Source organism: Pontibaca salina, assembly GCF_016307205.1.
In the GTDB taxonomy this organism is placed as follows: domain Bacteria; phylum Pseudomonadota; class Alphaproteobacteria; order Rhodobacterales; family Rhodobacteraceae; genus Pontibaca; species Pontibaca salina.
In genome coordinates this window covers 139,440-161,585 of the sequence record NZ_JAEIJD010000005.1, presented here as the reverse complement: position 1 = coordinate 161,585, position 22,146 = coordinate 139,440, and the positions used below count along the sequence as shown (strand labels likewise).

Annotated in this window: 18 protein-coding genes; 17 read left to right on the top strand and 1 reads right to left on the bottom strand. The window is 60.3% G+C overall.

All coding sequences use genetic code 11. The features are described from left to right. On the top strand, window positions 1-1,083 hold the full coding sequence (gene mraY, locus JAO82_RS08320; protein WP_198685903.1) for a phospho-N-acetylmuramoyl-pentapeptide-transferase: 1,083 nt from the start codon (window positions 1-3) through the stop codon (window positions 1,081-1,083). Between the two features lie 88 nt (window positions 1,084-1,171). Beyond that, window positions 1,172-2,566, top strand: coding sequence for a UDP-N-acetylmuramoyl-L-alanine--D-glutamate ligase (gene murD, locus JAO82_RS08315; protein ID WP_198685902.1), 1,395 nt, complete (start codon window positions 1,172-1,174; stop codon window positions 2,564-2,566). Window positions 2,567-2,575: 9 nt separating this feature from the next. Here murD and JAO82_RS08310 read toward each other — a convergent pair whose 3' ends face one another. Beyond that, window positions 2,576-3,760, bottom strand: a complete 1,185-nt coding sequence (locus JAO82_RS08310) for a BaiN/RdsA family NAD(P)/FAD-dependent oxidoreductase (RefSeq protein WP_198685901.1) — start codon at window positions 3,758-3,760, stop codon at window positions 2,576-2,578. A 128-nt stretch (window positions 3,761-3,888) separates the two neighbouring features. On the opposite strand from JAO82_RS08310, the gene ftsW reads away from it, so the two are divergent. The 15 genes from ftsW (at window position 3,889) to JAO82_RS08235 (ending at window position 22,089) form a co-directional block, all read left to right on the top strand. Beyond that, a complete protein-coding gene (ftsW, locus tag JAO82_RS08305) occupies window positions 3,889-5,055 on the top strand; it encodes a putative lipid II flippase FtsW (protein WP_198685900.1) in 1,167 nt (388 codons plus the stop codon). Next, on the top strand, window positions 5,052-6,152 hold the full coding sequence (locus tag JAO82_RS08300) for a UDP-N-acetylglucosamine--N-acetylmuramyl-(pentapeptide) pyrophosphoryl-undecaprenol N-acetylglucosamine transferase (protein ID WP_198685899.1): 1,101 nt from the start codon (window positions 5,052-5,054) through the stop codon (window positions 6,150-6,152). Before ftsW ends, JAO82_RS08300 begins: the two co-directional genes overlap by 4 nt. A gap of 17 nt (window positions 6,153-6,169) precedes the next feature. Further along, a complete protein-coding gene (murC, locus tag JAO82_RS08295) occupies window positions 6,170-7,576 on the top strand; it encodes a UDP-N-acetylmuramate--L-alanine ligase (protein WP_198685962.1) in 1,407 nt (468 codons plus the stop codon). Window positions 7,577-7,610: 34 nt separating this feature from the next. Then, complete coding sequence (locus JAO82_RS08290; protein ID WP_198685898.1) at window positions 7,611-7,904, top strand: DUF2484 family protein; 294 nt, start codon at window positions 7,611-7,613, stop codon at window positions 7,902-7,904. Window positions 7,905-8,001: 97 nt separating this feature from the next. Then, the gene (gene murB, locus JAO82_RS08285) at window positions 8,002-8,943 is read left to right on the top strand and encodes a UDP-N-acetylmuramate dehydrogenase (RefSeq protein ID WP_198685897.1); all 942 of its coding nucleotides are present in this window, start codon (window positions 8,002-8,004) and stop codon (window positions 8,941-8,943) included. 147 nt (window positions 8,944-9,090) lie between these two features. Beyond that, window positions 9,091-9,969 (top strand): D-alanine--D-alanine ligase, encoded by an 879-nt coding sequence (locus JAO82_RS08280; protein WP_232897297.1) that lies wholly within the window; start codon window positions 9,091-9,093, stop codon window positions 9,967-9,969. Next, a complete protein-coding gene (locus tag JAO82_RS08275; protein ID WP_198685895.1) occupies window positions 9,957-10,823 on the top strand; it encodes a cell division protein FtsQ/DivIB in 867 nt (288 codons plus the stop codon). Before JAO82_RS08280 ends, JAO82_RS08275 begins: the two co-directional genes overlap by 13 nt. An 18-nt stretch (window positions 10,824-10,841) precedes the next feature. Then, a complete protein-coding gene (gene ftsA / locus JAO82_RS08270; protein WP_198685894.1) occupies window positions 10,842-12,176 on the top strand; it encodes a cell division protein FtsA in 1,335 nt (444 codons plus the stop codon). 361 nt (window positions 12,177-12,537) lie between these two features. Then, window positions 12,538-14,214: a cell division protein FtsZ gene (ftsZ, locus tag JAO82_RS08265; protein ID WP_198685893.1), complete on the top strand. Its 1,677-nt coding sequence runs from the start codon at window positions 12,538-12,540 to the stop codon at window positions 14,212-14,214. Between the two features lie 211 nt (window positions 14,215-14,425). Further along, window positions 14,426-15,346, top strand: a complete 921-nt coding sequence (gene lpxC / locus JAO82_RS08260) for a UDP-3-O-acyl-N-acetylglucosamine deacetylase (RefSeq protein ID WP_198685892.1) — start codon at window positions 14,426-14,428, stop codon at window positions 15,344-15,346. 139 nt (window positions 15,347-15,485) lie between these two features. Further along, window positions 15,486-16,337, top strand: coding sequence for an outer membrane protein assembly factor BamD (locus JAO82_RS08255; protein WP_198685891.1), 852 nt, complete (start codon window positions 15,486-15,488; stop codon window positions 16,335-16,337). 39 nt (window positions 16,338-16,376) lie between these two features. Further along, complete coding sequence (recN, locus tag JAO82_RS08250) at window positions 16,377-18,038, top strand: DNA repair protein RecN (protein ID WP_198685890.1); 1,662 nt, start codon at window positions 16,377-16,379, stop codon at window positions 18,036-18,038. A 144-nt stretch (window positions 18,039-18,182) separates the two neighbouring features. Further along, on the top strand, window positions 18,183-19,871 hold the full coding sequence (locus JAO82_RS08245; protein ID WP_198685889.1) for a chloride channel protein: 1,689 nt from the start codon (window positions 18,183-18,185) through the stop codon (window positions 19,869-19,871). A 151-nt stretch (window positions 19,872-20,022) separates the two neighbouring features. Continuing rightward, window positions 20,023-20,448: a hypothetical protein gene (locus JAO82_RS08240; RefSeq protein ID WP_198685888.1), complete on the top strand. Its 426-nt coding sequence runs from the start codon at window positions 20,023-20,025 to the stop codon at window positions 20,446-20,448. 210 nt (window positions 20,449-20,658) lie between these two features. Next, complete coding sequence (locus tag JAO82_RS08235) at window positions 20,659-22,089, top strand: Glu/Leu/Phe/Val family dehydrogenase (RefSeq protein WP_198685887.1); 1,431 nt, start codon at window positions 20,659-20,661, stop codon at window positions 22,087-22,089. Window positions 22,090-22,146 lie beyond the last annotated feature (57 nt).

The window sequence follows — 22,146 nt, the reverse complement described above, 5'->3', positions numbered from 1 at the left end:
ATGCTTTACTGGCTGACGCTATTGTCGGATGGCGGCGATATTTTCAACCTGTTCCGCTATATCACCTTCCGCGCCGGAGGCGCGTTCCTGACCGCGCTCGTTTTCGGGTTTGTGTTCGGACGTCCGCTGATCGCGGTGCTGCGGAAGCGTCAGGGCAAGGGCCAGCCGATCCGCAGCGATGGCCCCGAAGGGCATCTGGCAAAGGCGGGCACACCCACAATGGGTGGTCTGTTGATCGTCGGCGCGCTGATTACGGCAACCCTGTTTTGGGCACGTCTGGATAACCCGTTCATCTGGCTGATCCTGTTTGTCACGATCAGTTTCGGCTTGATCGGCTTGGCCGATGATTACGCGAAAGTCAGCAAGCAGAACACAAAGGGCGTGCCGGGCAAGCTGCGCTTGGCCTTGGGCATCTTGGTTGCGGTTATTGCGGCGCTCTCGGCGACGTATTTTCATCCCGCCGACCTGCAAGGCCGATTGGCGGTGCCAGTGTTCAAGGATGTGCTGATCAATCTGGGCTGGTTCTATATTCCCTTCGCTATTTGTGTGATCGTCGGGGCCGCGAACGCGGTGAACCTCACTGACGGGCTGGATGGGCTGGCGATCATGCCGGTGATGATTGCCGCTTCCACCCTTGGGGTCATTGCCTATGCGGTCGGGCGGGTCGATTTCACCGAATATCTCGATGTGCATTACGTCCCCGGCTCTGGCGAGATCCTGGTCTTCACTGCGGCCCTGTTCGGCGGCGGGCTGGGGTTTTTGTGGTACAATGCCCCCCCGGCGGCAGTTTTCATGGGTGACACTGGCAGTCTTGCGCTGGGCGGCGCGCTGGGTGCGATTGCGATCGTCACCAAACACGAACTGGTGCTGGCCGTGGTCGGTGGCCTATTTGTCGTCGAAGCCCTGTCGGTTATCATTCAGGTGCTTTATTTCAAGCGGACCGGACGACGGGTCTTTCTGATGGCGCCAATCCACCACCATTACGAGAAAAAGGGCTGGGCCGAATCCACCATCGTGATCCGTTTCTGGATTATCTCTCTGATCCTCGCGTTGGTTGGCCTCGCCACACTCAAGGTCCGCTGATGTTCATTCCCGTCTTGCCATTACCGGCCACTATTTTGCCGGATACCGCTACAGGCCGTCCGGGGCCGCAGCCTGTGCGACACGCATCATGATCCCCGTTCGCGGCCATACCGGCGCGCGCGTCGCCGTTCTCGGGCTGGGCCGCTCGGGGCTTTCGGCGGCACGAAGCCTGCGAGCCGGGGGCGCAGAAGCGCTCTGTTGGGACGATAATCCAGCCGCCCGCGAAGCCGCCCAGGCCGAAGGCTTCACCTGTGCCGACCTCTTGCAGCCCGGTGCGCTTGACAATGTGGCGGCGCTGATCGTCAGCCCTGGCATCCCGCACCTCTATCCGTCGCCCAATCCGGTGGTGGCCGCCGCGCTGGCGGCGGGTATTCCGGTCGACAATGATATCGGTCTGTTTTTCCGCTCGCTCGCCACGTCAGATTGGCAAGGCTACGAGATCGCGCCGCGTGTCGTTGCGGTGACCGGTTCGAACGGAAAGTCGACCACTGCTGCGCTGATCCACCATATCCTCACCGCCACTGGCCGCAGGTCTCAACTGGCGGGCAATATCGGGCGCGGTGTTTTGGATATCGACCCGCCGGGCGATGGTGATGTGGTGGTGCTGGAGCTTAGCAGTTATCAGACTGATCTGGCCCGCGCGTTGACGCCGGACATCGCCGTTTTCACCAATCTCAGCCCCGATCATCTTGACCGCCATGCCGGGCAGGGGGGCTATTTCGCCGCCAAGCGCCGCCTATTCGCTGAGGGCGGCCCCGATCGCGCTGTGATCGGCGTGGATGAGCCTGAAGGGTTGTTTCTGGCCGGCCAGATGGCCGAGGCTGCTGCCGACGACCGCGTTATTCGCGTCTCGGTTACGCGTAAATTGACCGGGCCGGGCTGGCAGGTATTTGCGCGCAAGGGATTTCTGGCAGAATACCGCAAAGGCAAGCAGGTCGCTTCGATCGACTTGCGCTCGGTCAGTGGCTTGCCGGGTGCGCATAATCACCAGAACGCCTGTGCCGCCTATGCGGTCGCGCGCAGTCTCGGGCTGGCCCCACGTGTGATCGAAGGCGCGTTGCACTCATATCCCGGCCTGCCCCATCGCAGCCAGATTGTGGCGACGGCGGAGGGCGTGACTTATGTCAACGATTCCAAGGCCACGAACGTGGACAGCGCTGCCAAGGCGTTGGCCGCATTCCCGCGCATCCGCTGGATCTGTGGTGGGTTGGAGAAAGAAGGCGGGCTTGAGGCTCTGCGTGGTTTGACCGGGGCGGTGGCCAAGGCTTATGTCATTGGCCGCGAGGCCGCGGCTTTCGCTCTGCAACTGGATGTGGAGTCCGAGATTTGCACCGATATGGCCACCGCCGTTGCCCGCGCCGTGACGGAGGCCGAGCCCGGTGACACGGTCCTACTTGCCCCTGCTGCCGCCAGTTTCGACCAATACGACAATTTCGAGCAGCGCGGCACGGATTTCACCGAACAAGTGCTTAAACAGCTCTGAACGGCGCGCCTAACCCTTGCGCGCCTTGATGGCCTGTCCGGCTGCATGTCCCGAGGCCCATGCCCATTGAAAGTTATAGCCACCCAGCCAGCCGGTGACGTCCACCGCCTCGCCAATGGCAAACAGCCCCGGACACGTCTTTGCCTCCATCGTGGCCGAAGACAGCCCGTCGGTGTCGATCCCGCCCAACGTCACCTCGGCGGTGCGATAGCCTTCGGTGCCCGATGGTGTCAGCCGCCAATTGCTCAGCGCATCACACAATGATTGCAAAGCCTTGTCCGATTGATCGGCAAGCCGCGCATCGAGGTTCAGATCGGCGCTCAGGTGATCAACCAGCCGGGTCGGCATGGCTTGTCCCAGTACCGTTTTCAGGGTGCGGCGTCCGGCGCGCTGCCGTTGCGCGCGCAGACGGGCGAAAAGATCAAGCCCGGAGGCAAGATCGACCGAGATCGCCTCGCCCTCGCGCCAATAAGAACTGATCTGCAAGATCGCCGGCCCGGACAGCCCGCGGTGGGTAAACAGCAGCGCCTCCTCGAAGCTGGTGCGCGCACTGACCACACGCACCGGCAGGGATACGCCGGAAAGCGCCGCAAAGCGCCCTTCGGGAAAGGTGAAAGGCACCAGCGCCGGGCGGGTTTCGGTCAGCGACAGTCCGAATTGTTGCGCGATATCATAAGCCAGCCCGGTCGCGCCCATCTTCGGGATCGATTTGCCCCCAGTTGCCAGCACCAGATTATTGGCCTCGATCCGCTGGGTGACGCCTTCGCGCTCGACCGTCAGAGCAAAGCCCGCGCCGCAGTGCGCAGCCTCGCGTATGGTGGTTTGCAGCCATATGTCGGCCCCCGCGCGGTGGGCCTCGTCCACCAACATCGCAACAATCTGGGTCGACTTCCCGTCACAGAACAACTGTCCCAGGCTTTTCTCATGCCAGGCGATTTTATGGCGCTCGACAAGAGCAATGAAATCCCACTGGCTATAGCGCGCCAGAGCCGATTTGGCGAAATGCGGGTTTGTAGACAGAAAATTTTCCGGCTCGGTGTAAAGATTGGTGAAATTGCACCGGCCGCCGCCAGAAATGCGAATCTTTTCGCCGGGTTTGCGAGCATGGTCGATCAGCAGCGTCCGCCCACCGGCATGGGCCGCGCACATCAGGCCGGCAGCGCCTGCGCCAAGGATGACCGTATCGAATTTCATGACGCCGCTTGGCGCGAATTGCTGCCAATGACAAGAGGAAGACACTGGTCTGAGCTCCGTTTTACCTGTAGGGTAACGGGTAGACCCCACAAAGGGGCGTGAACGAGGCAGCAAAACGGCGGGCGACCATGACTGAGATGGTTTTTGGCGCGGTCCCTGAACGGGGCGGCGAACCGATTCTACCAAAATGGTGGCGTACGGTTGATAAAACGTCGATGTCCTGTGTGCTGTTGCTGTTCGTGATCGGTCTCTTGCTGGGGCTTGCGGCCTCGGTTCCCTTGGCCGAGCGCAATGGGTTTCCACCGTTCCATTACGTCACACGGCAGGTGATTTTTGGCAGCGCGGCGCTGGTGGCGATGCTGCTGACTTCGATGATGTCGCCGACGATGGTCCGGCGGTTGGCGGTGCTGGGATTTCTGGTTTCGTTCGTGGCGCTTGCCTTGCTGCCGTTCTTCGGGACCGATTTTGGCAAGGGCGCGATGCGCTGGTATTCGCTGGGCTTTGCCAGTGTTCAGCCGTCAGAGTTTTTGAAACCCGGTTTCGTGGTTGCCGCCGCCTGGATGTTGGCCGCCAGCCAGCAGATCAACGGCCCACCGGGCACTATCTGGTCCTTTGCCTTGTGCGTGGCGATCGTGTTGATGCTGGCGGTGCAACCCGATTTCGGACAGGCATGTCTGGTCTTGTTCGGCTGGGGGATGATGTATTTCGTGGCTGGTGCGCCCATGCTATTATTGATGGGAATGGCCGGAATGGCAGTGCTGGCCGGCATCTTGGCCTATTCGAACTCTGAGCATTTCGCGCGCCGCATTGACGGTTTCCTATCGCCCGAGCTGGATCCGACCACCCAGCTTGGTTATGCCACCAACGCGATCCGTGAGGGTGGTTTGTTTGGCGTCGGTGTCGGCGAGGGGCAAGTGAAATGGTCGCTGCCCGATGCCCATACGGATTTCATCGTGGCCGTTGCCGCTGAGGAATATGGGCTGGTTCTGGTCCTAATCCTGATTGCGCTCTACACGGTCGTGGTGGTGCGCTCGTTCTTGCGGCTGATGCGCGAGCGCGATCCGTTCATCCGACTGGCCGGCACGGGGCTTGCTGCGGTTTTTGGCGTGCAGGCGATGATCAATATGGCAGTTGCGGTGCGACTGGTGCCAGCCAAGGGTATGACGCTGCCTTTTGTCAGCTATGGCGGTTCGTCGCTGATCGCTGGGGGGATCGCAGTGGGCATGTTGCTGGCCTTCACCCGTACCCGTCCCCAAGGCGAGATTGCCGATCTTCTCCGGGGGCGCGGACGATGAAGCCTCCCCTTTTGATGATGGCAGCAGGCGGCACCGGGGGCCATATGTTCCCCGCGCAGGCATTGGCCGAGGCGATGCTGCAACGTGGCTGGCGCGTACGGCTTTCCACGGATGCCCGCGGCGCCCGTTATACTGGCGGTTTTCCCCATTCGACAGAAATCACTGAGGTGCAGAGCGCGACCTTCGCGCGGGGTGGATTGGCCGCCAAGGCGCTGGTCGTCCCGCGCATCGCCGCCGGCGTGGTAGGCGCGGCTTGGTCGATGCGGCGCGACCGTCCGGCCGTGGTGGTGGGATTTGGCGGTTATCCCAGCATCCCGGCGCTGTCGGCGGCGGGATTGCTGAAACTGCCGCGCATGATTCACGAACAGAACGGCGTGCTGGGCCGGGTCAACCAAAGATTCGCCCCGCGCGTGGCACAGGTGGCTTGCGGCGTTTGGCCGACCGACCTGCCCGAGGGCGCGAATGGCGTGCCGGTCGGAAACCCGGTGCGTGCCGCCGTGCTCGCCCGTGGCGGGGCTGCTTATATCCCGCCCGGTGATTATCCGATGTCGATATTGGTCATGGGGGGCAGTCAGGGCGCGCGCATCCTGTCGGATATTGTACCCGATGCGATTGGCGCACTGCCCGACGCGCTGCGGGCGCATCTGCGCGTCGCCCATCAAGCCCGCGCCGAAGATGGCGACCGGGTTTCGGCCGCTTATGCCGCGCATGGCATCCCGGCCGAGGTGCAGCCGTTTTTCCACGACGTGCCCCGCCGGATGAGCGAAGCGCAACTGGTCATAAGCCGGGCCGGGGCCTCATCCATCGCCGATCTAACGGTGATTGGGCGACCCTCAATTCTGATTCCTTATGCCGCTGCCGCAGGCGATCATCAAACTGCCAACGCGCGCGGGTTGGTCGAGGCGGGCGCAGCAACCTTGATTCCCGAAAGCAAGCTAACCGTCGATGCGCTCAGCGACCAGATCTCGTTGATCATGGCCCATCCGCGAGCGGCTGCGCAGATGGCCCATGCCGCCTTGGAGCTCGGCGTGCCCGATGCAACCGAAAGACTGGTTGCGCTTGTCGAAAAACTCGCGGAAAGGGGCCCATGGAAATGAAAGACGAAAGCGCGAAAATGAACGCAGCGACCAAACTCCCGCTAGATGTCGGCCCGATTCATTTCGTCGGAATTGGCGGGATCGGGATGTCGGGAATCGCCGAAGTGCTTTTGAACCATGGCTATGATGTGCAAGGGTCGGATCTGAAGGCGTCAAAAATCACCGATCGTCTGGCGACCCTTGGGGCCCGTATCTTCACCGGACAAAATCCTGAAAATCTGGACGGGGCCGAGGTCGTGGTGATTTCGTCGGCGATCAAATGCGGCAACACGGAACTGGATGCGGCCCGTCGCCGCGGTCTGCCGGTGGTGCGCCGCGCCGAGATGCTGGCCGAACTGATGCGGCTCAAATCCAACATCGCTATTGCCGGCACCCACGGCAAGACGACGACCACCACGATGATGGCCGAATTGATGGTCGCCGGGGGGTTCGATCCTACCGTGGTCAATGGCGGGATCATCCATGCCTATGAAAGCAATGCGCGCATGGGGCTGGGCGAATGGATGGTGGTCGAGGCCGATGAAAGCGACGGCACGTTCAACCGACTGCCTGCGACCATCGCGGTTGTGACCAATATCGACCCGGAGCATATGGAGCATTGGGGCGATTTTGACCGGCTGCGCGAGGGGTTTTTTGATTTCGTCAGCAATATCCCGTTCTACGGGCTGGCGGTGTGCTGCATTGATCACCCCGAGGTGCAGGCGCTGGTGGGGCGTGTCACCGACCGACGGATCGTCACCTATGGGTTCAACGCCCAGGCCGATGTGCGCGCCCTGAATCTGCGTTATGAAGCTGGCATTGCGCATTTTGACATCCATCTTCAGGCCGCAGATCAGATGATCGAAGGCTGCAGGTTGCCAATGCCGGGCAATCACAACATCAGCAACGCGCTTGCAGCGGTGGCCGTGGCCCGTCATCTGGGCATGAAACGTGCCGAAATCCGCACCGCCCTTGCCGCTTTTGGCGGCGTAAACCGCCGCTTTACCAAAGTGGGCGAGGTCAACGGCGTTACCATCATTGATGACTATGGCCACCATCCGGTTGAAATTGCCGCCGCCCTGAAAGCCGCACGCCAGTCCAGCAATGGTCGCGTGATCGCAGTGCATCAGCCGCATCGATTCACCCGGCTGCATTCGCTGTTCGAGGATTTCTGCAACTGTTTCAACGATGCCGATGTGGTCGCCATCACCGATGTCTACGCCGCCGGTGAAGAGCCGATCGCGGGGGCAACAAGGGATGATCTGGTGTCGGGGCTGATCCGCCATGGGCACCGCCATGCCCGTGCACTGGCGGGCGAGAGCGAACTGGAGCGCCTTGTGCGCGAGCAGGCCCGCCCCGGGGATATGGTGATTTGCCTTGGTGCCGGAACGATCAGCGGCTGGGCCAATGCCTTGCCTGACAGGTTGAAACAAGGGGCCGAATAAACATGATCGACCTTCATATGTCGTGGGCAGTGTCATGACATTATCGCTGTTTCTAGCAGCGCTCTGGGCGGTTATGGCGAATATATTGGCAGTACTTTCCGACCGTGAAATATATTGGAAGCGGGCCTATGTGCTGATCGGCCTTGGCGTTCCGCTGATCGGTTTTGTCACATTTCAGAACGGCCCTTGGGTCGGTATGATGGTGCTGGCAGCGGGAGTATCGGTTTTGCGCTGGCCGGTCATTTATCTGGCTCACTGGGTCAAAGCGCAGTGGCAAGACCAAAACCGGGCCGAAGAAGTCACCCGAACAGAAGGGAGTTCGCCGTGAATGTAACCGCCACCAACTCGCTCCTGTTCGTGGCCCGCTTTTCCGGGATTATCGGGTGGGCAATCGGTTACCGCTTGCCCAGACGCGGTGACGGCAAATGAGGGTCGCGTCACTGCCCCAGACCCGTGGTCGGCTGACGATCGGCCGCGCGCTGTCGGAATTGACTTGGCTGCGGGTGGGCGGACCGGCCGATGTGCTGTTCCAGCCCGCAGACGCCGAGGATCTGGCACAATTCCTTGCGGCTCTGGAGAGCTCTGTCCCGGTTTTTCCGATGGGCGTGGGCTCTAACCTGATCGTGCGCGACGGTGGCTTGCGGGGTGTTGTGATCCGGCTTGGCCGCAACTTCAACCAGATCAGCGCTGATGGCAATCGTGTCACCGCCGGGGCTGCGGCACTGGATTCGCATGTGGCGCGGCGGGCGGCAGATGCCGGGATTGACCTGACATTTCTGCGCACGATTCCCGGTTCTATTGGCGGTGCCTTGCGCATGAATGCGGGGTGTTATGGGCGTTATGTTGCCGATGTGCTGGTTAGCGTCCGGGCGATTACCCGCGCCGGAAAGCTGATTGAGTTGACTGCCCAGGACCTGAACCTGCGCTATCGCCAATCCGATTTGCCCGAAGGCGCGGTGTTGATTGAGGCGACCTTTGAGGGGCCGCAGGGAGACTCGGCAGGTTTGCACGCGGCGATGGAACAACAACTGCGCCAGCGCGACGAAACCCAGCCTACAAAAGAGCGAAGCGCCGGTTCGACCTTTCGCAACCCCGCTGGATTTTCCAGCACCGGACGCGCCGACGATGTTCACGATCTCAAGGCGTGGCGGGTTATCGACGGGGCCGGGATGCGCGGGGCGCGACGGGGCGGCGCAAAGATGAGCGAAAAGCACCCCAATTTCCTGATCAATACCGGTGCCGCCAGCGCCGCCGATCTGGAGGGGCTGGGCGAAGAGGTGCGAAAAAAGGTTTACGACTCCAGCGGCATAAGGCTAGAGTGGGAAATCATGCGGATCGGTGATCCGATTGATAAACCGACCCCCTGAGCACAGATCCGGAACAGGCAAACTCGGGCGAAGTGCGCAAAACAGCGGGCAAAGAATAATAACGCGGATCGCTATGGCAGATCCGGGGACATTGAGGCACTTGTTTTGGGTAAGTCGAGCAAGACAGCCCTGAAGGTGGCGGTGTTGATGGGCGGACCCTCGGCCGAGCGCGAGGTGTCGCTATCAAGCGGGCGTGAATGTGCAGCCGCACTTCAGGATGAAGGGTTCCAAGTGGTCACGGTGGATGCCGGACCGGATCTGTGCGACCGTCTGCAGGCGGAAAAGCCGGATATTGTGTTTAATGCCTTGCACGGGCGCTGGGGCGAGGACGGTTGCGTGCAGGGGGTGCTGGAATGGCTGGGCATTCCTTATACCCATTCCGGCGTGCTGTCCTCGGCTTTGGCGATGGACAAACAACGCACGAAAGCGGTGTTTCGCAATGCTGGTCTGCCGGTTATGGAAAGCGTGATCGCCGCCCGAGATGAGGTGCGTGCAGGTCACGTGATGGCCCCGCCTTATGTGGTCAAGCCCAACAATGAAGGCTCATCGGTGGGTGTCTATCTCGTCCACGAGGTCGGCGACGGGCCGCCAAAACTGGCCGACGACATGCCGGAAACGGTGATGGTGGAAACCTTCGCACCGGGGCGCGAGTTGACCACGACAGTGGTGGGCGACCGGGCGCTGACGGTGACGGATATCGTCACCGACGGCTGGTATGATTATGATGCGAAATACCGCCCCGGCGGGTCGCGCCATGTGGTTCCTGCCGAAATTCCCGCCGAGATCTTCGACCTTTGCATGGACTATGCCCTGCGCGCGCATCAGGCACTGGGCTGTCGTGGGATGTCGCGGACCGATTTCCGCTGGGACGAACGCCGTGGTGCCGAGGGTCTGATCCTGCTGGAAACCAATACCCAGCCTGGCATGACCCCGACATCACTCAGCCCCGAACAGGCAGCGGTGACCGGAACGAGCTTTGGCGCATTGTGCCGCTGGATGGTCGAGGACGCTTCATGCGACCGTTAACCAACCGACCCAACCGGATCGATCCGGCACCGTCGCGCATGGCCTATCGCCTGCAGCGTTGGATGCTGACGCCGGGCATTCGCGCAGGTCTGCGCATCGGGTTGCCGCTGGGTCTGCTAATCATCGGGGTCGGCACCTTCCTTGCAGACCCAGCCCGGCGCGCCAACCTGGTTCAAACATATGCCGATATACGCGCCTCGATTGAAGCACGTCCGGAGTTCATGGTTAATCTGATGGCTGTCGATGGTGCCAGTGAGCAACTGGTCAACGACATTCGCAACGTTGCAGCGATCAGCTTTCCGATTAGTTCGTTTGATCTGGACATCGAACAGATACGCAGCCGGGTTGTTGCGCTTGATCCCGTGAAACAAGCAAATTTGCGGATCCGTCCGGGCGGTATTTTGCAAGTGGATGTGATCGAACGCCAACCGGTTGTAGTTTGGCGGACCAACGAAGGATTGTCTCTGCTGGATGACAGCGGTGTCCTCATCGGCACAGTTGCCGAGCGCGCGGCGCGTTCCGATCTACCGCTGATCGCCGGGGTCGGGGCGGATGACCAGGTCGCCGAGGCTTTGGCGTTGGTTGCGGCGGCACAGCCCTTGAAGGGTCGGTTGCGGGGCTTGGTGCGCATCGGTCAACGGCGCTGGGACATGGTGTTGGACCGCGACCAGCGCATCATGTTGCCCAGTGAAAAACCGGTGCGCGCGCTTGAACGGGTGATCGCGCTGGATCATGCGCAGGACATGCTTGAACGAGACGTCACAGCGGTGGATATGCGACTAACTGCGCGTCCGACCCTGCGCATGACGCAAGCCGCAGTCGAGCACTGGTGGCAGATCAGAAAGATAAATTAGAATGGGCAGTGAGGCGATATGACGGATCTTTATCAGTCACAGCGGGCCATGCGGCAGATGCGACAGCAGGCGATGCAGCGCGGCGTAATCGCAATTCTGGATGTGGGCAGTTCCAAGATTGCCTGCCTGGTGCTGCGCTTTGATGGCACCGGGCGGCTGAGCAAGGACGGCACCATCGGCTCGATGGCGGGGCAATCTGGGTTCCGCGTGGTCGGGGCGGCAACGACACGGTCACGGGGAGTCCAATTTGGCGAGATTACCGCGATGCAAGAGACCGAGCGCGCGATCCGAACCGCGCTTCAGGCGGCGCAGAAGATGGCCGATATCCGCGTCGATCATGTGATTGCCTGTTTTTCGGGGGCGGGGCCGCGTTCTTACGGGCTGGACGCCACGATTGATCTTGAGGGGCAAATGGTTACCGAAGCCGAGGTGGCGCGGGTGTTGACCGCTTGCGATGTGCCGGATTACGGCGTCGGACGCGAGGTGCTGCATGCTCAACCGGTAAACTTTGCCCTCGACCATCGCTCGGGCCTGTCTGATCCGCGCGGACAATTGGGGCAGGCCTTGTCGGTGGATATGCACATGCTGACTGTTGACGCCGATGCGATCCAGCATCTTGTGCATTGCATCAAGCGCTGCGACCTGGAGCTAGCGGGAATAGCGTCGTCAGCCTATGTTTCGGGAATTTCTTCGCTGGTTGAAGACGAGCAGGAGCTCGGGGCGGCCTGCATCGATCTGGGCGGTGGTACCACCAGCATTTCGATCTTCATGAAGAAGCACATGATTTTTGCCGATACCGTCAAGATGGGTGGCGATCATATCACCGCCGATATTTCGATGGGTCTGGGGGTGCCGATGGCAAATGCCGAGCGTATCAAGACCTTTTATGGTGGCGTACACGCTACCGGTATGGATGATCGCGAGCGCATCGACATCGGGGGCGATACCGGCGACTGGGAGCACGACCGCCGTACTGTCAGCCGTGCCGAACTGATTGGTATCATGCGCCCGCGGGTCGAGGAGATCCTAGAAGAGGTGCGTATTCGGCTGGATGCAGCTGGGTTCGACAACCTGCCCAGCCAGCAGATTGTGCTGACCGGCGGGGGCAACCAGATCCCCGGACTTGATGGACTGGCCAGCCGCATTCTGGGCCAGCAAGTGCGCTTGGGGCGCCCGTTGCGCGTGCATGGCCTGCCACAAGCGGCAACCGGGGCGGGCTTTGCCAGCGCCGTCGGGCTGGCGTTGTTCGCGGCGCATCCGCAAGACGAATGGTGGGATTTCGAGATCCCGGTAGATCGCTATCCTGCACGGTCGCTAAAGCGAGCTGTCAAATGGTTCAAAGACAATTGGTGATGCGGGACTTCCCGCGTGACGTCCGGTTCATTACGTGTTAGGTTGTTTGCAAGGGGCGCTTTTTGAGACCCCGTAGGCCGACCGAGCAGTCGTCCAGACATTGTGATGTGACCCGATCACCGCTTTCGGCGGAGGAACTCGCGTCCGGGCAGTATGCCACCATATCTGCTCAGGCTGCGCGTGCTATGGTCGATATCTTGAGTAAACGCCGAGGTAAGGCGGTTCCAAGCAAGATTTCGCCCATATTCAGTGTCGATTCGCAACTTTAAGGGTGACGTTTGGCGGATAAAACGATAAGAATGCCTATGGATAGGCAGAAAAACGCCCGCAAATGCGGACTAAACATCAGGCGGACAGCGTAATGACATTGAACCTTTCGATGCCCGGTCAGGACGATTTGAAACCTCGGATCACCGTCTTCGGTGTCGGCGGGGCTGGCGGCAATGCCGTCAACAACATGATTGAAAAGCAGCTTGACGGCGTGGAGTTCGTCGTTGCCAACACAGACGCTCAGGCGTTGCAACAAGCTGAGGCGCAGAACCGCATCCAGCTTGGTATTAAAGTGACCGAAGGTCTGGGTGCCGGCGCGCGGGCCAGTGTTGGTGCCGCAGCAGCCGAAGAGAGTATTGAGCAGATCGTCGATCATCTGGCGGGCGCGCATATGTGCTTTATCACCGCCGGGATGGGCGGGGGCACCGGCACAGGCGCCGCTCCGATCATCGCGCAGGCCGCGCGCGAGCTGGGTGTGCTGACTGTCGGGGTGGTGACCAAGCCGTTCCAGTTTGAAGGCGGAAAGCGGATGAAGAACGCCGAGGAGGGCGTCGAAAATCTGCAAAAAGTCGTCGATACCTTGATCATCATCCCTAACCAGAACCTGTTCCGGCTGGCCAACGAAAAAACCACCTTCACCGAAGCTTTCAGCCTAGCCGACGATGTTTTGTATCAAGGCGTCAAGGGTGTGACCGATCTGATGGTGCGTCCGGGTCTGATCAATCTCGACTTTGCCGATGTTCGCGCGGTTATGGATGAAATGGGCAAAGCGATGATGGGCACCGGCGAAGCCGAGGGCGAAGATCGCGCGATTCAGGCCGCCGAAAAAGCTATTGCCAACCCGCTGCTGGACGAAATCAGCCTGCGTGGGGCCAAGGGTGTGCTGATCAATATCACCGGCTCGCACGATTTGACCCTGTTCGAACTGGACGAAGCTGCCAACCGGATCCGGGAAGAAGTCGATCCGGATGCCAATATCATCGTTGGCAGCACGCTGGATACCAGCATGGAAGGCGTGATGCGGGTCAGTGTGGTTGCAACCGGAATCGACGCCGGCGAGGTGGACGCCGAAGTACCTGTGCCGCGCCGGTCCATGTCAGAGCCGCTGAGAAAGCCGGCGCCCAGCGAAGCGCCAAGCCAATCGCCGCAACCGTTTAATGAACCAGCCGTCGCGGCGCGTGCCGAACCTGCACCCCAGCATAAATACGGAGAGGTCGAGCTGCGCGAGTCGCCCCGCGAGGTGGCGCAAGGTCAGGAAAATGATCGGTTCGAGCCAGGTCACGCAGGGGCGCAGCAGAGCAGCTACAATAGCTATGAGACGCAGGACGATGGGCTACCGGCACCGGCATATCGCCCAGAGGTTTCCGAGTTTGAGCCTCGTCGCGACACGATTGAAGCGGAGCCGGTTGCCCAGGAGGCAGCGCGCGCAGCTGCTCCCGGTGAGCCGTCCGCCGATACACTCCGCCGGCTGCAAGCGGCTGCGGCCAAGGCAGCGCCGACACCCCAACGCGGCAGTCTGAATCCATCGCCAGCTCAGCTTCATGGGCAAGGGCATGGGCAAGGCGAACGTTCGCGCTTCGGGATCAATTCGCTGATCAACCGGATGACCGGTCACGCAAGCGATACCCCTGCAGACCGCGGCGCACAAACCGCCCGGCAACAGCCGCCGATGCAGCAGAGCGAGGCCGCGCCAGCAGAGCGCCACGAGCCGGATCCAGATCAGGAGCGGATCGAAATTCCGGCATTTCTGCGCCGTCAGGCGAACTGACAGATCACATAAAAAACCGAAAGGGCCGCCAAGAGGCGGTCCTTTTAGTTTGAAAACAACGCATTGTGGTTGGGATGGCCGGGTTCCGCCGATCCCGAACCCTGATGTTTCAGTCAGTTACAAAGATTGAGTTGAGCAGTCGCGCCGCACCTACTAGCTACTGAGCCACAACAGCCCGAAGTGGTTGAGAATTGGCGGTATGAGGCTCCTAGTGCAGAATACAATGAAAGCGTCGGTGACATTCGAAGGGGTTGGGCTTCACAGTGGTAAGCCGGCCCGTCTCGTGTTGCGTCCGGCTGCGGCAGGGCAGGGCATCGTATTTCGTCGCACGGATATTGAGCTGGGCAATGCGACAATACCGGCGCTTTGGAACCGGGTGGATCGCACCCCCCTCTGCACCCGTCTGCGCAACCAGGCCGGCGTTACAATTTCGACCGTCGAACATGTGATGGCGGCACTGGCCGGATGTGGTATTCATAACGCGTTGATTGACATCGACGGGCCCGAGGTTCCCATTCTCGACGGGTCGTCTGCGCCATTCGTGCGCGGGATCATAAAGCATGGTGTGCGCCGTCTGTCGGCACCGGTCACCGCGATCGAGGTGCTGAAACCGGTGACGGTGGAACGCGGCGATGCCCGCGCAAGCCTTCTGCCGCACGATCGATGCCGAATCGATTTCACCATTGATTTTGCCGACCAAGCCATTGGGCGGCAAAGTAAATCTTTGGATATGAGCAACGGGGCCTTCGCCCGCGAACTGTGTGACAGCCGCACCTTTTGTCGCCAATCTGACATCGACGCCATGCGCGATCAGGGACTGGCCTTAGGCGGGACCTTGAAAAACGCGGTTGTCGTAGATGGGGATCGGGTGCTCAGCCCAGGCGGATTTCGCTATGCTGATGAAGCAGTGCGCCATAAGATGCTGGACGCGCTCGGAGATCTGGCGCTGGCAGGCGGTCCGATTCTGGGTCGGTATGTCGGCGATAAGGCCGGTCATACATTGACCAACACTTTGCTGCGGGCGCTGTTTGCCCGTCCTGATGCTTGGCGCCGCGTGGTCTGCGATGCCGAGACCGCTTCGCGTCTTCCCGGTGCGGGGCTTGTTCCAGCAGAAATTCCCAAGGTCGCGTGATCAATGCCCGGCGCAATGTCATCACAGTAGCCGGGAACATCCCAGCGGAGTGCTTTAAGGCGTTTTGCCCCGGAAACTAATGTGCTAGACCATCCCCGAGTGGGGCATTTCCCGGACACGACGACGAGGATCGGCAAGCATGATTGGCGGCAGGATCACAAAGGCCAAAACCATCGGTGCAATTTTACTGGTGGCGGTACTGGCTTCTTGTAGCGGCATTGGACCGGCAGCAAACCGGGACGAGCAGCTTCAGGATTACTCGCCAGAGCAGATTTTCGACCGTGGCGAATATGAGTTAGCGCGCAACCGGACCGATGACGCGGCCTATTATTTCTCCGAGGTCGAGCGGCTCTATCCCTATGCTACATGGGCCAAGCGCGCGCTGATCATGCAGGCCTACGCCTATCATCAAGGGCGGGATTTCCCCAACAGCCGTTCGGCGGCGCAACGGTTCATCGATTTTTACCCAACCGACGATGACGCAGCCTATGCGCAGTATTTGCTGGCTCTTTCCTATTACGATCAGATTGACGAGGTGGGGCGCGATCAGGGGCTGACTTTCCAAGCCTTGCAGGCGCTGCGCGAGGTAATTGAACGCTATCCCAACAGTGAGTACGCCAATTCCGCGATCCTGAAATTTGATCTCGCCTTTGACCACTTGGCCAGCAAGGAAATGGAGATCGGGCGCTATTATCTGCGGCGCAAGCATTACGGGGCGGCGATCAACCGGTTCCGCGTCGTGGTCGAGGATTTCCAGACCACGACCCACACCGCGGAGGCAATACATCGCTTGGTCGAGGCATACCTATCGCTGGGCTTGACCGACGAGGCGCAAACTGCGGGAGCAATTTTGGGTCACAACTATCAAGGCTCGGAATGGTATCAAGACAGCTATGCACTGCTGACCGGGCAGGGGTTGCAGGCGAAAAGCAGCGGCAACAACTGGCTGGCGCAAATTTACCGGCAGTCGATCAAAGGCCAATGGTTTTGACTGGGGCGGTGCGCCGCTACGCATCGCACGCGTGACCTGATGCTGCGTGCACTGGAAATCCGGGATATGCTGATTATTGATCGGCTGGATCTCGTGTTTCAGCCGGGTCTGAACGTGCTGACCGGTGAAACAGGAGCAGGAAAATCTATCCTGCTCGATTCGCTGGGTTTTGTGCTGGGCTGGCGCGGGCGCGCGGAACTGGTGCGACACGGTGCCGGTCAAGGCGAGGTAACTGCGGTATTTGATCTGCCCAAGAACCATGGTGCGCGTGCCGTTTTGGCGGCAGCCGGACTGCCGGAATCCGATGACGAGTTGATCCTGCGCCGCGTCAATACCGTAGATGGGCGTAAGACCGCTTGGGTCAACGACCGGCGCTGTTCAGGCGAAATCTTACGGGCGCTGTCCGACACATTGGTTGAATTGCACGGCCAGCATGATGACCGGGGATTGTTAAACCCGCGCGGCCACCGTGCGATGCTGGATATCTTTGCCGGGGTGGAAGCAGCGCGCGCGCGAACACGCAACAGTTGGGACGCCATGGGCGCCGCACGCAACAAGGTCGATCAGACCCGTGCCGCTCTGGACGCCGTGCGGGCCGAAGAGGAGCGCTTGCGCCACGAATCCGCCGAGTTGGAGGAACTTGACCCGCAGCTTGGCGAAGAGCCGGAACTCGACGCAAGGCGTCGCCAGATGCAGTCTGCCGAGAAAATCCGCGCCGATATCATGCGGGCACATGTTCTGCTGGGCGGCGAAGGCGGTGACGGCGCCGATTCCGCCATCGGTGATGCGCTGCGTTGGTTGGAGGGCGTGGCAGGCAGTGCCGAGGGCGTGTTGGACTCACCGATTGCTGCGCTGGGCCGCACACTCGATGAAATCTCTGATGCCCAACGTGGCGTAGAGGAAGCGCTGGAAGCGCTGCAATACGACCCATTCGAACTGGAGCGTATCGAGGAGCGGCTCTTCGCGATTCGCGCTCTGGCCCGCAAACACGACGTTGTGCCCGACGATCTGGTCGAGTTGACGCAAAGCTTACGTGATCGATTGGCGGCGCTTGACGCAGGTGATGCCGATCTGGCGGTGCTTTACGCTGAACTGGAGCGCGCCGAGGCCGCCTATGATTCCGAAGCTGCCAAGCTGTCACAACAGCGGGCCGCCGCAGCGGCGCGGCTTGACGCAGCAGTAATGGCGGAACTTGCCCCGCTTCGGATGGAGCGAGCGGTGTTTTGCACCGAAATCACTCCGGCCGATCCCGGTCCCGAAGGGCGAGATGCAGTGGCCTTTACCGTGGCGACAAATCCCGGAGTGCCGGCTGGACCACTCAACAAGATCGCATCTGGCGGAGAGCTCAGCCGCTTTCTGCTGGCACTCAAGGTCTGTCTCACGGGGCCGTCCAGTGGCGTCACCATGATTTTTGATGAAATCGATCGCGGGGTGGGGGGCGCCACGGCCGATGCCGTAGGTCGCCGTCTTGCAGAGTTGGCAGAAGGCGGGCAGGTGTTGGTTGTGACCCATTCGCCCCAAGTTGCGGCCCGTGGCGGTCACCACTGGCGTGTGCACAAACAAAGCGACGCCAAAAGCACATTGTCCACCGTCACCGCCTTGGCGGAAACGGATCGTATCGACGAGATTGCCCGCATGCTGGCCGGGGATACGATCACGACCGAGGCCCGCGCTGCCGCGCGCGCTTTGCTGGTCGACTGACATTAGAGTCTTCTTGCCGTTGGTCGCAGGGGCCTGACACAAGGTGCGGCCTGCGCAGGACTCGCAGCAATAGCCGATAATTCTTTGATTCAAAAACGAATGTAAAGGCGCTAAACAATGAGTCAGCGTTAACAAGAGGCATATATGGCCGAGCCGTCCCGCTCTTTACTGTCGCGCGAATTCCGTAAGATGGTTAATGCGGTCAGGGACGGGTGGCGTTTGCTACGCCATCGCGGGCCCAGCCAGATCCGTTTCTGGCTTATCGCGCTGGCCATCGGTATCGCCGCCGGATTTGCCGCTCTGTTCTTTCGCAAGGCCATCGATGCATTGCAGTCTGCACTCTACGGCACCGATGATGTTCATCGTCTGCACAGCTTTGCTGAATCGCTGCCTTGGTACTGGATTCTGACTATTCCTATTCTTGGCGGGCTGGCCGTTGGTCTCATCTTGCATCATTTTACGCCCGATGGGCGTGTCCGTGCCGTCGCCAATGTTATCGAAGGTGCGGCCTTACATGAGGGCCGGGTCGAGCGTCGCGCCGGGGTTGCGTCAATGTTCGCTTCGCTGATCACGCTGGGCGCGGGCGGGTCATCGGGTCGTGAAGGGCCGGTCGTGCATATGGCAGGGGTGATTTCCACGCTGGTGTGCCGAAAAATAAACGCTGATGGTCTGACCGGGCGCGATCTGCTGGGCTGTGCCGTCGCGGCGGCCGTCTCGGCCAGTTTCAACGCGCCAATTGCCGGTGCGCTGTTTGCCCTTGAGGTGGTGTTGCGCCATTTCGCGGTCCGCGCTTTCGCCCCCATTGTCATTGCCAGCGTCGCCGGAACCGTGATCAATCGGCTGGAGTTCGGTGATGTTACAGAATTTGTTCTGACAACTCCCGGTGAGCTGAAATTCTATGTCGAATTGCCAGCGTTTCTGGTGCTCGGGCTGATCTGCGGAGTGATCGCAGTTGTCTTCATGCGGTCGATTTTCTGGGCCGAAGACATCGGCGACCATTTTCAGAGACGCAGCGGCCTGCCCCGCTGGTTGCGACCGGCCATAGCGGGGGCGATGCTGGGTGCGATCGCGATCTGGTTTCCCCACATTATCGGTGTCGGCTACGAGACCACCTATAATGCGCTATCCGGCGATTACATTCTAAACGAGGTTATTGTTTTTGCGGTGATAAAAGCTGCCGCTGTCGCCATTACATTCGGCGGGCGGATGGGCGGCGGGGTGTTTTCCCCGTCTCTGATGTTGGGGGCGCTGTCCGGTCTGGCTTTTGGGTTGATTGCAACCAGCCTGTTACCCGAGGTCTCTGGCAGCCCAGCACTTTATGCTTATGCCGGGATGGGGGCGGTCGCGGCCGCCGTTCTGGGCGCGCCGATTTCGACAACGATGATTGTATTTGAATTGACCGGAGACTGGCAGGTCGGCATTGCGGTGATGGTGTCGATCAGCATCTCGACCGCCATTGCATCGCGCATGGTCGAGCGCTCATTTTTCCTGACCCAATTAGGGCGTCAGGGGGTCCATCTTGCGGCTGGACCGCAGGCATATTTGCCGTCGATGTTTCATGCGCGTGCTGTCATGCGTGCGCCTGATGCGCCCAATGCGGCCAACGCCACCCGTTGTTACGAGATGATGGAAGAGGGGCTTTTCGTTGAGGCGACCACGACGCTGGAGGCCGCCTTGCCGCTGCTTGATCGTGTCGATGACGGGTTTGTTCCGGTCGTTGAGTTAAGTGATGCAAGCGACCGTCCCAGACTTGTTGGCGCGTTGTTCCATATCGATGCGCTTAAGGCGTATAATCGCGCACTGGCAGCTATTGCAGCGGAGGAGCACTCGTGACGTTCTTGGCCCGTGGTTTATATGGGCATGTCTAACCAATGCGATGACCGACTCCGAGAGGTTCGATATACGGGCAGTATGGATGCTAGGTGATGAAGTGGGCGATGGTGATATGATAGCGCAGGTGACGGCCAGTCAACCGCGAAGGTGGGTGGCTCTGCTCACGCTTGGCGGGCTGGGGTTGCTGTTATTGCGGGTAGCGCTGGTCGCCACGGGCGGCGTTTGGGTGCAGATTGTACTTATTGGGCTGGCGCTCACATTCTGGGCTCTGGCCGGGCAGATGTGGCGTGCCACGGCTCTGAGCGTCGAATTGCACGAAGGCGGGTTACGCGACAGCGCGGGTACTGTATTGGTGCGCTTCGACGGGATTGAGATGGTCGAGCGAGGAAATTTCGCGCTGAAACCATCGCAAGGCTTTGTCGTGCGGACCGCCCTACCGGGGCCGTTTGCTTGGCGTCCCGGGCTATGGTGGCGTATCGGGCGTCGGGTTGGCGTGGGCGGTGTCGTCTCGGCGTCGCAGACCAAACAGATGGCAACATTGCTAGATGCGCGGTTGGCCGCCAGACTTGATCAGTAAACAGGGTCATCCCCGTGATCGCAGGCCGACCGATTCTGTCAGGTAAACTGGAACGAACTGACATCCGAGTCGCGGCTATGCGGGAAGATAAAAAGACTGCGGTTTCGTTTGGTTGCTGAAATTCAACAGAAGGTCTAATCACGCGTTTAAGTAATATCAGTCACATCTACTGCAGCGCGATTAAGCGCCGCTCTTGAAGGAAATGCACATATGACCGAGATCACCGAACCGAGTTTTCGCGAAAGCGTCGATCTGATGTTCAACCGGGCGGTTGCCCTGATGGACCTGTCGCCGGGGCTGGAGGAAAAGATCCGGGTCTGCAACTCGACTTATACGGTGCGCTTTGGTGTGCGCCTGCGTGGCAAAGTGCACACCTTTACCGGCTATCGCTCGGTCCATTCGGAACACATGGAACCGGTCAAGGGCGGCATCCGTTACGCAATCAATGTGCATCAGGACGAGGTCGAGGCCCTGTCCGCCCTGATGACCTATAAATGTGCGTTGGTCGAGGTGCCGTTCGGCGGCTCGAAAGGGGGCCTGCGCATCGATCCGCGTCTTTACGACGAAGATGAGCTTGAGCAAATCACCCGCCGCTTTACCTTTGAATTGGTCAAGCGTGATCTGATTCACCCCAGCCAAAACGTTCCCGCCCCTGACATGGGCACCGGCGAACGCGAGATGGCTTGGATCGCTGATCAGTACGGGCGCATGAACACGACGGACATCAACGCGCGGGCCTGTGTCACCGGAAAGCCCTTGAATGCGGGTGGCATCCAAGGGCGGCTCGAGGCGACGGGGCGAGGCGTACAATATGCTCTGCGCGAGTTTTTCCGCCATTCCGACGATGTTGCCAAGGCTGGCTTGTCGGGCGGTCTGGATGGCAAACGGATTGTCGTGCAGGGGTTGGGAAAAGTCGGATACCATGCGTCGAGCTTCCTTAGAGGGGAAGACGGCGCCCGCATCGTGGGCATCGTCGAACATGACGGCGCGCTTTACGATCCTGCCGGGCTAGATGTCGAGGCGGTGCACGAATGGATGTCGAAACATGGCGGGGTGAGCGGATATCCGGATGCTACCTATACGGCAAACGGGGCCAGCGTCATGGAAGAAGCTTGCGACATTCTTATCCCGGCGGCGATGGAAGGCGTCATCAATGTCAATAACGCGGCGCGGATTCAGGCTCCGTTGATCATCGAGGCGGCCAACGGACCGATCACCGCTGGCGCGGACGAGATTCTGCGCGAGAAGGGAACTCTGGTTATCCCGGATATGTACGCGAATGCCGGTGGCGTGACCGTCTCATATTTCGAATGGGTGAAAAACCTCACGCGGATCCGGTTCGGTCGGATGCGGCGCCGTCAGGAAGAGGCACACCACCTCTTGCTCATAAACGAACTGGAGCGCTTGTCTGAAGATCAGGGACTTGGCTGGACCTTGTCACCGGATTTCAAACAGAAATATCTGCAAGGGGCCGGAGAACTGGAGCTGGTGCGCTCGGGGCTGGACGACACGATGCGCATTGCCTATCAATCAATGCGCGAGGTCTGGCACAGCCGGAATGATGTGCCTGACCTGCGCACTGCAGCCTATATGGTATCGATTGACCGCGTTGCGGCCAGTTATCGCGCCAAAGGGCTTTGAAAGCCGCTGGCTCGGATTGAACCGGATCAAGAGAGCCCGCATGGCAGGGCGCTGCAA